The following is a 13,989-nucleotide window of genomic DNA, read 5'->3' as shown; positions in this document are numbered from 1 at the left end:
GTGGGAGAGGGTTGGGGTGAGGGCATCAGGCCGCACGTCCTGGCCGGGTAAGGCGTAGCCGCCACCCGGCTCTTTTTTAACCACAGCACACCTGCTACACTGTATACCTGAACAGTATATGGAGCAGTATGTGAGCAGGCGTCAATCCGCCCCGCGTCTTGAGTTTGAAGCGGCGGCTATCTATGAATATCCCGAACATCTCCGCCCCTGGCTTGAGGCGTTGCCCAAACAGCCGGGCGTGTACATCTTTCACGGTGAAAGCGAGACCCTGCCGCTCTACATCGGCAAAAGCGTTAACATTCGCAGCCGGGTGTTATCCCACCTGCGCACCCCGGACGAGGCCGCCATGCTGCGCCAGTCGCGCCGCATTACCTGGTTCCAGACGGCGGGAGAAATGGGCGCGCTGTTGCTGGAAGCCCGGCTGATAAAAGAGCAGCAGCCGCTCTTTAATAAGCGCCTGCGACGCAACCGCCAGCTCTGCTCCCTGCAGATCGCCGACGGCAAGCCGCAGGTGGTGTACGCCCGCGAAGTCGATTTTTCACATGCCCCTAATCTCTTTGGATTATTCGCAAACAAGCGTGCGGCCCTGCAGTCTCTCCAGGCGCTCGCCGACGAGCTGCAGCTATGCTACAGCCTTTTAGGGTTAGAGGGCACCACGCGGGGCCGCGCCTGTTTTCGCTCCGCGCTGAAGCGCTGCGCAGGCGCCTGCTGCGGGAAAGAGAGCCTTGAGGCGCATCACGCCCGCCTACTCGCAGGCCTGGCGGGGATCAGCGTCAACTGCTGGCCGTGGGACGGCGCCGTTGCGCTAAAAGAGGTGGGTGAAACCATGACGCAGTATCACATCGTCAATAACTGGCTCTGGCTGGGGGCTGTCGATGATTTAAGCGACGCGGCAACCCTGTTGCGCACCCCCGCCGGATTCGACCACGACGGCTACAAAATCCTCTGCAAGCCCGTCTTAGCGGGCAAGTTCGAGGTCATCGCGCTCAGTGACCCGGCAGCCAGTTAATTTCACTGAACAGCAGGGTACCCTGTGACTCCAGCAGACGCAGAGTATGGGTCCCCTCCTGCCAGCTGGCGCCCTGATCGGCCGTCAGCAATTTATCACCCAGCTGCCACGCCCCGCTTAATACAAACACCACGCCTCCGCGCGAGCCAAAGGTGGTAAAGGTACGATCGGCAACCCGTACCTTCGCCTGACAGCAGTCGCGCCGGGTCATGATGTTGAAGTCCATCGCCATCCTGCCATCGGAAAGCAGCGCCTTCACCGGCAAATCGCCGGCAAAACTGTAAGGCTGATGCTGTTTAAGGGTATGGCAGAACGCCTGACCGGCATCCAGCGTCACCTCCCCGCCTTCCAGCAGCGTAATTACCCGGTCGACACCGGGAAACGAGGAGAATTCGCCGTTGCTGGCGATGGTCGCGATACTGGCACGCCAGAAAAAATCGCGCGTCGCGGGAGGAATACAGCAAATTTCTCGCGTTTCGCCGGCACCATTGCGCCAGAGGCTGACCGGCATCTTACGAATATCAAAGAACTCCATCACCACTCCTGAATGGCACAACCCGTGCCAGGGCAAGGATATCGCTACCCTTGCAGTCTTGTTTGTTATCGTTAGAGATTCACAGACACAGTATCGGCAGCAGAGCGGGCAGGCCTTAGAGGAGCGTTAGTAAAAAAAGCTAACGCCATGACTCTACAAACATTCTCTGAAGCGACTACAGGAGAATACCGCACTGGCGGCGGCAGACAAGAGGGCAGAATAGAAAAACCGCCGGTCCTGTCCACAGCGATTGCGCTTTTGTGGACAGGATCCCGGCGGTCTTAAGAGAGTGAACCGATTATTCGGTTGGTGCTGGCATTTTACCTTCCATCGCCGGACGTTCTGTCAGACGCTTCTCAAAATTGGCATTAAACTGTTTTTTCTGTTCCGGGGTCAGAATGTTGTAGATCTTGTTCTGGGTTTCCATGTGAGCCAGCATGCGGGCTTTATGCTGCTCGGCCATTTTGTCGATCTGCGCTTCAGCTTTCGCCTTATCGAAGCTGTCGCTGGCAATGATGTCATGCATTGCGCGGCGCTCTTCCAGCGGAGGACGCTTCATCTGGTCGCGCTGGCTTTTCATGATCTCGCGGATCTGCTGCTTCTGCGCGTCCGTCAGGTTCAGATCTTTAAACATCATCATTTCATGGTGCATACCCGGCTTGCCTTGATGATGCATCATCATTTTGCCCTCAGCCGGCGCGGCAGCGGTGGTTGCGGTATCTGCGGCGAACGCCATGCTGGTAGCGCCCAGAGCCAGGGTAGAAGCAACAAACAGTGCAGTAAACTTACGCATAATTTATTTCCTTTCTTTCAGTTATTCTTCGGCGCTATGCCGTGTTGACGAGATTAACTTTACGGGGTTTATCGTCAATTAGTCAGAGCAACGGTAAAACAATGAAAGTGTAAAAAACAATTTTTCGCCAAATGTGGAGGAAATAAGGATAAAGCATGGAGAGTTGCAACAAAAAATATTCAACGCGATGATTTTAAAGATATTTAGCAGAAGTATAACGGAGTGAAGGTGAATAATAAAGCAATTCGCCAGGAATATTCCGTAAAACAAGTCAGAGCGCTTTAATCGCTAAGAAAACATTTTTACTTCCCCTCCCGGATGACGAGAGGGGAAAGGTCAGGAGAGTTTTTCCAGCATCAGACCGGCTCGCAGGCCAAACGCCACTGTGGGGTTAGGGAACAGCACATATTCGGTTGTTTTCTGCACCTCATAACGATCTTCGCCATCTTCCGCAAGCAGCGCCCCTTTGCGAAACGGCGTGAAGTTCAGGGTATGCGCGGCCATATGAAGCTGGAAAGCATTGCTACGGCGGGTGATCTGCTGTACGACCCGATACCGCTCAACGGGCTGATGTGCGTGCTCGGGAGCTGTCCCACCGAGCAGCGCCCGAAGCGCGAGACGCGTTGGCGCAAAGCGCGTAAGATCGTTCTGTCCGAACGGTAGTGCTTTTCCCAGCTCCAGCGTACAGGACAGCGCACCGAAGTTTTCACAGGTAAAGTGCGTAAACGTTCCGCCCGGCGACTGATGGAACACCAGCGCCTCCAGCCCGGCATCCCCGAGCCAGCTCAAAAAGCCCTCATCCCACGGCTGATTGCGCTGCGGCAGAACGCCGAAGCGCACATGGTAAGAGGCGCGGATCGCCGTATGCAGATCGAGATGCCAGCGCGCTGGCCCCGCCGCGGCAAAAAACGTCGTCACGACGTTCTCCAGCCACTGAGCGCGCGCTGTTTCGTCGCTCTGCGGGAACTGCGACCAGCGACCGCCAAACATGCGGTTAATATCACTCACCAGGTACCGTTTGTTTTGCGCCAGCGCAGGCGGGTTGCCAAGCACCACCAGCACGCGGCACGCAAGGGTGATTTCTCCGCGATAAAGCGCGCGCAGCAGCCCATCGACAATCTCAACGGGTGCGGTTTCATTCCCGTGAATCCCAGTGGAAAGCAGCAGCGAGAGATCGCTTTTTGCGCTCGGCGTCAGCTCAAGCACCCCGCGCCCCTGCCACCGCCAGCGGAATGAGGGGCCTTCCCCCTCGCTCCGCTCCGGCGTTTCATCCGCTAGGGTCAGCGCCAGTAAATTTTCCATACCCACTCCTCTAGCGCTGGAACGGATAAACCGATCCCAGCTGCAGGATTGTCGATAACGCGTCCAGCGCCTCGCGCCCTTCGCGCAGCAGCTGCGGGTCGACCAGATCGGCCTGCGTTAACCGGTCGCGATAGTAGCGATCTACCCAGTCGTTCAGGGTGTTGAACAGCGCCTCATTCATCATCACAGCCGGGTTAACGGCCTGCATTTCATTCGACGTTAACACGACCCGCAGGCGCAGACAGGCGGGACCACCGCCGTTGGCCATGCTTTCGCGCAGGTCAAAGACGCGAAGCTCGTCAATCGGGTTATCGGCCTTCACCAGTTCAGTGAGATAGCGCCACACGCCCTGATGATCCCGGGACTCCTGCGGCAGCACCAGCATCATGCTACCGTCATCACGGCTCAGCAGTTGGCTGTTGAACAGATAGGTTTCGACCGCGTCCTGCACGCTGACCGCCTGCGTTGGCACCTGAATCGGCATAAAGCCGGGCACGCGTTCGCGCAGCGTGGCAAGCAGCTTCTCCTGATGGGCAAAGGCCTGCTCATGACAGAACAGCACCTGGCGGTTGGATACAGCAATCACGTCGTTATGAAACACCCCCTGATCGATCACCTGCGGGTTCTGCTGGGCAAAAATAACCTGTGAGGGATTGACCTGGTTCAGGCGGGCCACCGCCTGGCTGGCCGCCAGCGTCTGACGCGCTGGATAACGGACCGGGGCGGAATGCCCGCCCTCCTCGCGCCCGTAGATGAACAGCTGCACGGCGGGATCGCCGTAATCGCCCCCCAGACGGTTATGGTTGGCCGCACCTTCGTCGCCAAACATCGCCACCTGCGGCAGGGCCTGATGGACCTCAAAATGGGCGTCATGCTTGAAAATGGCGCGCAGCACGCGCTCGGTGGTGTCCGCTTCAGTGGCGCGGTGGAATTTGTTGTTCAGGTTCGCCACCGTCAGGTGGACTTTGCCATCCAGCGTATCGGCTGACGGGGCGACGGTCGCCGCGTTGGCCACCCACATTGAGGAGGCGGAGCTCGCGGCAGAGAGCAGGTGCGGCGTCTGCGTGCCCGCTTTTTCGACCACCTGCTCATCGCTGCCGGTGAAACCGAGCTGGCGCAGCACGGCCACGTTCGGGCGTTCCTGCGGCGGGATCACCGCCTGCGGGAAACCGGCATCCGCCAGCGCCTTCATTTTTAGCAGCCCCTGCTTCGCCGCCAGTTTCGGGTTGGAGACCTGAAAGCGGTGCTTCGTCGAGGCTTCGTTACCAAAAGAGAGACCGGCATAGTGGTGCGTAAGCCCCACCAGCCCGTCAAAGTTAACTTCACGCGCTTTCATGTCGAGCCCCTTCGCTAAAGTCCAGCCCCGGGTTGAGCGTCTCCGGCAGCGTCAGCGCCGGGGTTTCCAGGCTCGCCATCGGCCACGCACAGTAATCGGCGGCATACCACGCGCTGGCGCGATGGTTACCGGATGCCCCTACGCCGCCGAACGGCGCGGTGCTCGCCGCCCCGGTCAGCGGTTTATTCCAGTTCACGATCCCGGCGCGCGCTTCCAGCAGCAGGCGATCAAACTTCTCGCGATGCGGTGAAATCAGCCCGCTCGACAGGCCGTAGCGGGTGTTATTGGCCATCGCAATGGCCGCGTCAAAATCGTCGTAACGCCAGACGCACAGCAGCGGGCCAAACACCTCTTCATCCGGCACGTTGCTCGCGCCACTCATCTCAACGATGCCCGGCGTCAGCAGCGAGGTACCCGGCTGAACCTGCTTCGGCTCCAGCAGGCTTTTCGCGCCGCGCGCGACGTGGTCCTGCCAGGCCTTCAGCACGTTCAGCGCGGCCTGTTCGGAAATCAGCCCGCCGATAAACGGTTGCGGGTCGGCATCCCACGCGGCAGGCACCAGACGCGCGCTCACCTCTACCAGACGTTTCAGGAAGGCATCCCCCTGCGCGCCGCGCTTGACCAGCAGGCGGCGAGCGCAGGTACAGCGCTGTCCGGCGGTAATAAAGGCGGACTGGATCGTCAGGTGCACCGCGGCGTCGATATCGTCAGGGTCTTCCACAATCAGCGGGTTGTTGCCCCCCATCTCCAGCGCCAGGATTTTTTCCGGCTGGCCCGCCAGCTGGCGGTGCAGCTGATAGCCCGTTCCGGCGCTGCCGGTAAACAGCAGGCCGTCAATATCGCTCAGCGCACTGAGCGCCTGGCCGGTTTCCCGTCCGCCCTGCACGAGGTTCAGTACGCCCGGCGGCAGGCCAGCCTGTTCCCACAGCTTCACCACCGCCTCGCCGGTTAACGGCGTGAGCTCGCTCGGTTTGAAGATAACGGTATTGCCCGCCAGCAGCGCGGGCACAATGTGGCCATTCGGCAGATGCCCCGGGAAGTTATACGGGCCAAACACCGCCAGCACGCCGTGCGGACGGTGGCGCAGCGTGGCCGCGCCGTCCGGCATCTCGGTATGCTGTTCGCCGGTGCGGGTGTGGTACGCCTTGACCGAAATGGCGATCTTATTAATCATCGCCGTCACTTCGGTTGCCGCTTCCCAGCGCGGTTTACTGGTTTCAGACGCGATGATGCGCGTCAGTTCGGCTTTGTTCGCCTCCAGCAGACCGGCAAACTTTTCAACAATCCCCTGGCGCTCGGTGAAAGGCTGTTTTGCCCACGCGGGAAATGCGCGGCGCGCGGCACGGCAGGCCTGCTCGACCTGCGCGGCGCTGGCGTCATTCCCCCTCCAGAGAACTTCTTTTCCAACCGGATTGGTCTTTGTGCGCTGTTCGCCTTCGCCCGTGACCCAGTCACCGTTAATCCATAATGTCATGCTGTTTTCTCCTCAGGGCAGAGACGCACCAGGCGAACCGTATCGCCGGCGTTACATTTCAGGGCATCCAGCTCAGCAGCCGTCAGCACCAGACGTTCACATTTCGGGTTGGCCCGCACCAGCATGGCACGGAAGTTGGCGTAATTTTCGTTCGCCACCAGGCAAGCCGGCCAGTCACCCGGCGCAGGCTGGCCTTCAGATACCTCAACCAGGCGGCTTTTGCGGATCGCGCGCACGCGGTCAATATCACACTCAAGCGTCGGTCCGCCGTCAAAGATGTCGACGTAGTTACGGTAGCGGAAGCCCTCTTTCTCCAGCACCGCACGGGCAGGCGCGGTTTGCGGATGCACTTCACCGATCACCGCCTGCGCTTCCGGCGTTAAGAAATGGGTATAGATAGGATGTTTAGGCATCAGCTCGGCAATAAAGGCTTTCTGGCCCGTGCCGCAGAGATAGTCCGCCCGGCTGAACTCCATCGAGAAGAAGCGCTCGCCCAGGCTTTCCCAGAAGGGAGAGTAGCCTTTGTCGTCGATCACGCCGCGCATCTCTGCCACCACTTTTTCATTAAAGCGATCGCGGAAGGCGGCCATAAACATAAAGCGAGATTTGGAGAGCAGATAGCCGTTGCCCTCTTTGCGCCACGCCGGGTCGAGGAACAGCGTGCAGAGCTCGCTGGCGCCCGTGTGGTCATTACAGAGAAACAGCGTGGGCAGCGCGTTATAGACGTTCAGCTCTTTCGAGGCATGAACCATGGTGCCGACGCGGTAGTTGTACCACGGGTCGTTAAGCCCGACGGCCACTTCGATGGCGCAAATCCCGGCCACGCTCCCCGTGTCGGTGTCTTCCAGCACGAACACGTAACCCTGTTCGCTTTTTGGCAACGTCCCCTGCCAGGTTTGCAGGGCGCGCTCAATGCGCGCCGACAGCGTTTTTTCATCGGCAGGAAGCGAGGTCAGCCCGCCTCCCGTCTTACCGGCAAGCTGCATGAGCCCGGCGATATCGTCGCGCTCAACGGGACGGATGACCATCATGATGACACCCCGGATTTCACCTTTTCACACGCCAGCGCAAAACGGTCCAGACCGGTTTGCACCTCTTCCTCGCTGACGATCAGCGCAGGCGCAAAACGCACCACGTTGGCACCGGCAATCAGCACCATCACGCCCACTTTTGCCGCTTCCTGTGAAATAAGTTTAGCTTTTCCGGCAAACTCAGCGGTGAGCTCGCAGCCGATTAACAGCCCCAGACCGCGAATTTCTTTAAACAGGCCAAGCTTGCCGTTGATGGCGTTCAGGCGCTCAACGAACCACTCGTGACGCTGTTTAACGCCCTTCAGCACCTCAGGTGTGTTAATGATGTCAAGAACCTGTCCGGCGACGGCGGTCGCCAGCGGGTTGCCGCCGTAGGTCGTGCCGTGCGTGCCCACGGTCATCACGCTGGCGAATTTATCGGTAGTCAGCGTCGCGCCAATCGGGAAGCCGCCGCCCAGCGCTTTGGCGGTAGAGAGCACGTCCGGCGTCACGCCGTAGTGCATATAGGCATACAGCTCGCCGGTGCGGCCCACGCCGGTCTGCACTTCGTCGAAGATCAGGACCGCGTTGTGACGGTCGCACAGCTCGCGCAGCCCCTGAAGGAATGCCTTTTGCGCCGGAAGCACGCCGCCCTCGCCCTGCATCGGCTCGACGATCACCGCGCAGGTGGTGTCGTTAATCAGCTCGCTGGCGGACTGCAGGTCGTTATAGATGCCGTGGCGAATATCCGGCGGCAGCGGGGCAAAATCCTGTGAATAAGAAGGCTGGCCGCCCGCGCTCACGGTAAAGAGCGTGCGTCCATGGAAGGCATTTTTAAACGCCACAATCCCACTTTTGTGCGTACCAAACTTATCGTGGGCATATTTGCGCGCCAGCTTCAGCGCCGCTTCATTGGCTTCCGCCCCGGAGTTACAGAAAAAGACTTTTTCGGCAAATGTCGCGTCAATCAGCTTTTTCGCCAGGCGCAGTGCGGGTTCGTTGGTAAAGCCATTGCCGGTATGCCAGAACTTCGCCGCCTGGTCATTCAGCGCCTGACGCAGCGCAGGGTGCGCATGACCCAGCGCATTGACCGCAATCCCACCTGCAAAGTCGATATACTCTTTACCCTGCTGATCCCACAGGCGTGAGCCTTCCCCGCGAACCGGAATAAAAGCCGCCGGAGCGTAAACCGGCATCATCCATTCATCGAAATTTTCACGCGTAATTGACAGAGACATAGCGACCTCATCCGGTAAATAAAAAGTTATTTGAATGTTAAATAATTGAGTGTTTGCACTGTGAATGTAGATTGCAGCCTTCGTGCCAGCCAGCGATAAAATTGCATAAACGGGTTGAGGTAACAGAATATCAACAAGTTACAACATGGAGTTATTCACTGTTAGTGCATAAAAAGTGAATATTTTTACGACAAGCGGCGCTTTGCCGCATGAAAATCAGAAAGAGTATGCAGAGGCCAAATATAATTCTGGAATTGTGATCGCTCGCGAAATTTATCGGCCATTTACGCCCTCTTTGGGGGCGAAGCGCGTCAGAATGGTGCAAATATTGCACCACCGGCATGATCTGTCGCAGTTATTGGTCGAACCCGGTAACAGTTGACGCAAATTCTGCTACCATCCATGCACTATTCACCTTGCACTGGCAGCGACTATGAAATTTGTCTCTTTTAATATCAACGGCCTGCGCGCCCGCCCCTATCAGCTTGAAGCCATTGTTGAGCAACATCAGCCAGATGTGATCGGCCTGCAGGAGACCAAGGTTCACGACGACATGTTCCCCCTCGAAGAGGTGGCGAAACTTGGCTATAACGTCTTTTACCACGGTCAGAAAGGTCACTATGGCGTCGCGCTGCTCACCAAAGATACGCCGGTTTCCGTGCGCCGCGGCTTCCCCGGCGACGGAGAAGAAGCGCAGCGCCGCATCATCATGGCGGAAGTGCCTTCCGCGCTCGGGAACATCACGGTCATTAACGGCTATTTCCCGCAGGGCGAGAGCCGCGATCACGAGACAAAATTCCCGGCCAAAGCGAAGTTTTATCAGGATCTACAGAATTACCTGACGACCGAACTGAAAAAAGAGAATCCGGTGCTGATCATGGGCGACATGAACATCAGCCCGACGGATCTCGATATCGGCATCGGCGAAGAGAACCGCAAGCGCTGGCTGCGCACCGGCAAATGTTCTTTCCTGCCGGAAGAGCGTGAGTGGATGGAGCGCCTGCTGGGCTGGGGCCTGGTGGATACCTTCCGCAGTGCCAACCCGGAAACGCAGGATCGCTTCTCGTGGTTTGACTACCGCTCAAAGGGCTTTGACGACAACCGCGGCCTGCGTATCGATCTGCTGCTGGCCAGCACGCCGCTGGCAGAGCGCTGCATCGAAACCGGAATCGACTACGACATCCGCAGCATGGAAAAACCGTCGGACCACGCGCCGGTATGGGCTAAATTCAAGCTGTAATCGCGCGTGAACATGCGAAAAACACTTTTCCTGTGCGCCCTTCTGGGCGCATTTCTTATGACATTTGTCTTTCTGCCGCCTGACACGCTCTCTCTGGCAGGAATTAAAACGCATCAGCAGACGTTACTCTCCCATGTCGACCGCGCGCCGCTGCATAGCGCGCTGATCTTCTTTGCGCTTTATGTTGCGGTTTCCGCCCTGTCGATACCCGGCGCAGCAGTTCTGACCCTGCTGGGCGGGGCGTTATTCACGCTGTGGGAAGGCACCGTGCTGGTTTCGTTTGCCTCCACGCTCGGGGCCACGCTGGCGATGCTCGCCAGCCGTTACCTGCTGCGCGACTGGGTGCAACGGCAGTTTGCCCGTCAGATGACAACGGTGAATGCCGGCATGGCGCGCGACGGCACGGGGTATCTTTTTGCCCTGCGCCTGATGCCGCTGTTCCCGTTTTTTCTGGTGAATTTGCTCATGGGGCTGACACGCATCACGGTGCGGCGCTACTGGTGGGTCAGCCAGGTCGCCATGCTGCCCGCGACGGTTGTCTTTCTGAACGCCGGGCGGGAGCTGGGAAAAGTGGCATCGCTTCGCGATATTTTGTCGCCGGGCATGGTATTCGCCTTTACACTACTGGGGTTATTACCGCTGGCCACGCGCCGGCTCTTATCCCGCTATCTCCCTTCTGCTAAAAAGTGAGGCATTATGCGCCGTGTGCGTTTTTGCACGTTTCTGACCGGTCTGCTGTTGGCAGCCCCCCTCTATGCCGCCGAAGGCTGGCAAACTGTTCAACAGCAGGCCAAAGGCCAGACCGTCTGGTTTAACGCCTGGGGCGGCGATCCGGCGGTCAACCGCTACCTTGAGTGGGTTAGCGGTGAGATGCAAACGCACTATGCCATTACGCTAAAAATCGTCCCGCTGGCGGATGCCGCCGATGCGGTCAAACGTATCCAGACCGAAGCCACTTCAGGGCGAAAGACCAACGGCTCGGTCGACCTGCTGTGGGTCAACGGCGAAAACTTCCGCACCCTGAAAGAGGCTAACCTGCTGCAAACCGGGTGGGCGCAGAGGTTGCCTAACTGGCGCTATGTCGATACCCGCAAACCCGTCACGGAAGATTTTGCCATTCCCACAGACGGCGCGGAGTCGCCGTGGGGTGGCGCGCAGCTGACCTTTATCGCCCGCCGGGTCAGCATGCCGACGCCGCCAGAAGATCCTCAGGCGCTGCTGGCGTACGCGCAGCAGCACCCGGGCAAAGTCAGCTATCCTCGCCCGCCCGATTTTACCGGCACGGCCTTTCTGGAGCAGCTGCTGCTGACGCTTGCGGCGCATCCCGAGGCGTTACAAAAAGCGCCTGACGCTACGTTTGCTCAGGTTACGGCGCCGCTCTGGGCCTACCTCGATAAGCTGCACCCGCTGCTGTGGCGTGAAGGAAAAGATTTCCCTCCCTCTCCCGCCCGGATGGATGCCCTGCTTGCCAGCGGCAGTCTGAATCTGTCGCTGACCTTTAACCCGGCGCACGCGCAGCAAAAAGTGGCGAGCGGCGAGCTGCCTGCCGACAGCTACAGCTTTGGTTTTCACGACGGGATGCTCGGCAACGTGCATTTTGTGGCTGTTCCGGCCAATGCCAGCGCGAGTGCGGGGGCGAAAGTGGTCGCCAATTTCCTGCTGTCGCCGCAGGCGCAGATCCGCAAGGCCGACCCGGCAGTCTGGGGAGATCCGAGCGTGCTGGATGCGAAAACGCTGCCCGAAGGTGAAGCGAAACAGCTGATGGTCCATACGCCTCAGGGATTGCCGAAGATGCTCGCGGAGCCGCAGTCCGCCTGGGTGAACGCGCTGGAGCAGGAATGGCTGCGTCGTTACGGCACCCGTTAAGCTGGCTTGTCTGGCTGGCGATGGCGGTGATTTATCTGCCGATCCTGCCCGCTGGCGCCATGCTGTTCGCACCGGCCTTTTCCGTAACGAACTGGCAGCGGCTGCTGAACGATCCGCAGCTGCCGCAGGCAGCCGTAGCCACGCTGGTCTCAACGCTTATCGCCACGCTGGGGGCCTTGTTTATCGCCCTTTCTCTCGTGGCCCTTTTCTGGCCCGGCAACCGCTGGCGGCGCCTCAGCACGCGCCTGCCGTGGCTGCTGGCGATCCCCCACGTAGCCTTCGCCACCAGCGCGCTACTGCTGTTTGCCGAGGGCGGTCTGTTGTATCAGGTTTGTACCGTCTGTTCGCCGCCGTTTGACCGCTACGGCGCCGGGCTGGGCCTGACGCTCGCGGTCAAAGAGAGCGCGTTTGTGCTGTGGGCGATTTACGCCGTGCTGCCGGAAAAAGGGCTCGCGCAGCAGAAGATCGTCCTGCAGACCTTCGGCTACGGGCGTTTTCAGACGCTCAGTTGGCTGATCCTTCCGGCGATCGCGCCCGTTCTCGGGGCGGTGATGCTGGCGGTGCTGGCGTGGTCGCTGTCGGTCGTGGACGTGGCGATCGTTCTCGGGCCCGGCAACCCGCCCACGCTGGCCGTGCTGGCCTGGCAGTGGCTGAGCCAGGGCGACGCGCAGCAGCAGGCAAAAGGGACGCTGCTGTGCCTGCTGCTCCTTTGCCTGCTGGCCGCGCTTGCCGCGCTGGGGTACGGCCTGTGGAAGGCCTGGCGTCGCGCGATTCCGGACCAGACAGGTACGCGCCGCAGGTCGCATATCGTGCTGCCTGAACGCGCATTCAGCGGGTTTCTGCCCGCCTGCGGCATCCTGTGCGCCGCCGTGCTGTTGATGCTGGCGCAACGGGACGACGTGGGTCCCGTGGGCATCAGCCTTTCCTTCGGTCTGCTTTCGAGCCTTATCGCCCTTATCGTCATTTTTCTCTGGCTGGAATGGGGGCCACAGCGAGGCGCGGCGTGGGTGTGGTTACCGCTCGCCCTTCCGGCCCTGCCTCTCGTCACCGGGCAATACGCGGTTGCTTTGCATCTGGGGCTCGATGGACGCTTTGCCGCCGTCCTCTGGGGCCATCTGCTGTGGGTGCTACCGTGGATGCTGCTGGTGCTGCAACCGGCCTGGCGGCGGATCGATCCCCGGCTTATCCTTACCGCCAGAACGCTCGGCTGGCGGCAGGAAAAAATATTCTTACTGCTGAAATGCCCCATGCTGCTGCGCCCTGCGCTGCTGGCCTTTGCCACCGGCTTTTCCGTCAGCATGGCGCAATATATGCCGACGCTCTGGCTGGGCGCGGGGCGTTTCGCCACGCTGACCACTGAGACCGTCGCGCTCAGCAGCGGGGGCAGTATCCCGGTTCTCGCGAACCGTGCCCTGGGATTATTGCTCGTCACGGGCGTCGTATTCGGCCTTGCCGCGCTGTTATCCCGGCTCGCGGGCCGCTACCGTCAAGGATTACGTTAATGCTGAAGGTAAGCAATCTCACCATCGAACCGCTTTTCCGCGGGGTCAATTTTTGCGTACCCCGCGGGGAGATTGTCACCCTGATGGGGCCGTCCGGCAGCGGCAAATCGACCCTTTTTGCCTGGATGGCCGGCGCGCTGTCAGACGAGTTTCAGGCGCGGGGCGAAATGTGGCTCGACGAACGCCGCTGCGACGGTTTGCCCGTCGAATCCCGCGGTCTGGGCATTCTTTTTCAGGACGCGCTGCTGTTTGACCCGTTCAGCGTCGGGCAAAATTTGATGCTGGCGCTGCCCGAGCGGATCGTCGGACGCGCGCGTCGGGAATCGGTCGAGCAGGCGCTGGCTTCCGCCGGGCTGAGCGGTCATTACGCCAGCGATCCGGCCACGCTTTCCGGCGGCGAGCGTGCCCGGGTTAGCCTGCTGCGCGCCCTGCTCGCAGAGCCGCAGGCGCTGCTGCTGGACGAACCGTTCAGCCGCCTTGATAAAGCGTTACGCACGACGTTCCGGGCATGGGTGTTTGACACCGTCCGCGCGCGCAATATTCCGGTGGTGCTGGTCACCCATGACGAGGACGATATTCCGCCCGGCGGCGAGGTGATGGAGATTTCTCGCTGGCAATAATGTGCTAACGCAATGTTTTCCGTTTCGGGAGAGACGACAATGCCCCCCTCTTTTACTGACGTCA

Annotated in this window: 13 protein-coding genes; 6 read left to right on the top strand and 7 right to left on the bottom strand. The window is 59.8% G+C overall.

The window, feature by feature from the left end; translation table 11 throughout:
- Positions 1-130: 130 nt before the first annotated feature.
- Positions 131-1,009 carry an excinuclease Cho gene (cho, locus tag V1603_RS12635; protein WP_116341156.1) on the top strand — a complete coding sequence of 293 codons (879 nt, stop codon included), beginning with the start codon at positions 131-133 and terminating at the stop codon, positions 1,007-1,009.
- Here cho and ves read toward each other — a convergent pair.
- The 7 genes from ves to V1603_RS12600 all read right to left on the bottom strand — a co-directional run bounded on the left by ves (position 987) and on the right by V1603_RS12600 (position 8,697).
- Positions 987-1,544, bottom strand: coding sequence for an environmental stress-induced protein Ves (ves, locus tag V1603_RS12630; protein WP_045261590.1), 558 nt, complete (start codon positions 1,542-1,544; stop codon positions 987-989). The two genes, cho and ves, sit on opposite strands and share 23 nt — an antisense overlap.
- A 298-nt stretch (positions 1,545-1,842) precedes the next feature.
- Positions 1,843-2,337: an ATP-independent periplasmic protein-refolding chaperone Spy gene (gene spy / locus V1603_RS12625; protein ID WP_116340531.1), complete on the bottom strand. Its 495-nt coding sequence runs from the start codon at positions 2,335-2,337 to the stop codon at positions 1,843-1,845.
- 336 nt (positions 2,338-2,673) lie between these two features.
- Entirely contained in the window at positions 2,674-3,639 is a 966-nt protein-coding gene (gene astE / locus V1603_RS12620) for a succinylglutamate desuccinylase (protein ID WP_395312711.1), read from the bottom strand.
- Positions 3,640-3,649: 10 nt separating this feature from the next.
- Positions 3,650-4,975, bottom strand: coding sequence for an N-succinylarginine dihydrolase (gene astB / locus V1603_RS12615; protein ID WP_395312710.1), 1,326 nt, complete (start codon positions 4,973-4,975; stop codon positions 3,650-3,652).
- Positions 4,962-6,449, bottom strand: a complete 1,488-nt coding sequence (gene astD, locus V1603_RS12610; protein ID WP_395312709.1) for a succinylglutamate-semialdehyde dehydrogenase — start codon at positions 6,447-6,449, stop codon at positions 4,962-4,964. The genes astB and astD overlap by 14 nt, the downstream gene beginning before the upstream one ends.
- Positions 6,446-7,480 carry an arginine N-succinyltransferase gene (astA, locus tag V1603_RS12605; protein WP_116340539.1) on the bottom strand — a complete coding sequence of 345 codons (1,035 nt, stop codon included), beginning with the start codon at positions 7,478-7,480 and terminating at the stop codon, positions 6,446-6,448. Before astA ends, astD begins: the two co-directional genes overlap by 4 nt.
- Positions 7,477-8,697, bottom strand: a complete 1,221-nt coding sequence (locus V1603_RS12600; protein ID WP_116340541.1) for an aspartate aminotransferase family protein — start codon at positions 8,695-8,697, stop codon at positions 7,477-7,479. Before V1603_RS12600 ends, astA begins: the two co-directional genes overlap by 4 nt.
- 433 nt (positions 8,698-9,130) lie before the next feature.
- Here V1603_RS12600 and xthA point away from each other — a divergent pair, with 433 nt between their 5' ends.
- From xthA to V1603_RS12575, 5 genes are read left to right on the top strand one after another with little or no spacing between them, the layout of a single operon-like run.
- Positions 9,131-9,937, top strand: coding sequence for an exodeoxyribonuclease III (gene xthA, locus V1603_RS12595; protein WP_395312708.1), 807 nt, complete (start codon positions 9,131-9,133; stop codon positions 9,935-9,937).
- A 57-nt stretch (positions 9,938-9,994) separates the two neighbouring features.
- A complete protein-coding gene (locus V1603_RS12590) occupies positions 9,995-10,627 on the top strand; it encodes a TVP38/TMEM64 family protein (RefSeq protein WP_395312707.1) in 633 nt (210 codons plus the stop codon).
- A gap of 15 nt (positions 10,628-10,642) precedes the next feature.
- A complete protein-coding gene (locus tag V1603_RS12585) occupies positions 10,643-11,803 on the top strand; it encodes an ABC transporter substrate-binding protein (RefSeq protein WP_395313980.1) in 1,161 nt (386 codons plus the stop codon).
- Positions 11,776-13,305, top strand: a complete 1,530-nt coding sequence (locus V1603_RS12580; protein ID WP_163328906.1) for a thiamine ABC transporter permease — start codon at positions 11,776-11,778, stop codon at positions 13,303-13,305. Before V1603_RS12585 ends, V1603_RS12580 begins: the two co-directional genes overlap by 28 nt.
- Complete coding sequence (locus V1603_RS12575; protein ID WP_395312706.1) at positions 13,305-13,925, top strand: ATP-binding cassette domain-containing protein; 621 nt, start codon at positions 13,305-13,307, stop codon at positions 13,923-13,925. The genes V1603_RS12580 and V1603_RS12575 overlap by 1 nt, the downstream gene beginning before the upstream one ends.
- Positions 13,926-13,989: the final 64 nt, after the last annotated feature.

Origin of the sequence: Enterobacter sp. ECC-219 (assembly GCF_043966805.1) — a bacterium.
GTDB lineage: Bacteria > Pseudomonadota > Gammaproteobacteria > Enterobacterales > Enterobacteriaceae > Enterobacter > Enterobacter cloacae_N.
The sequence above is the reverse complement of the archived record's forward strand: the minus strand, read 5'-3'. Positions and strand labels throughout refer to the sequence as shown.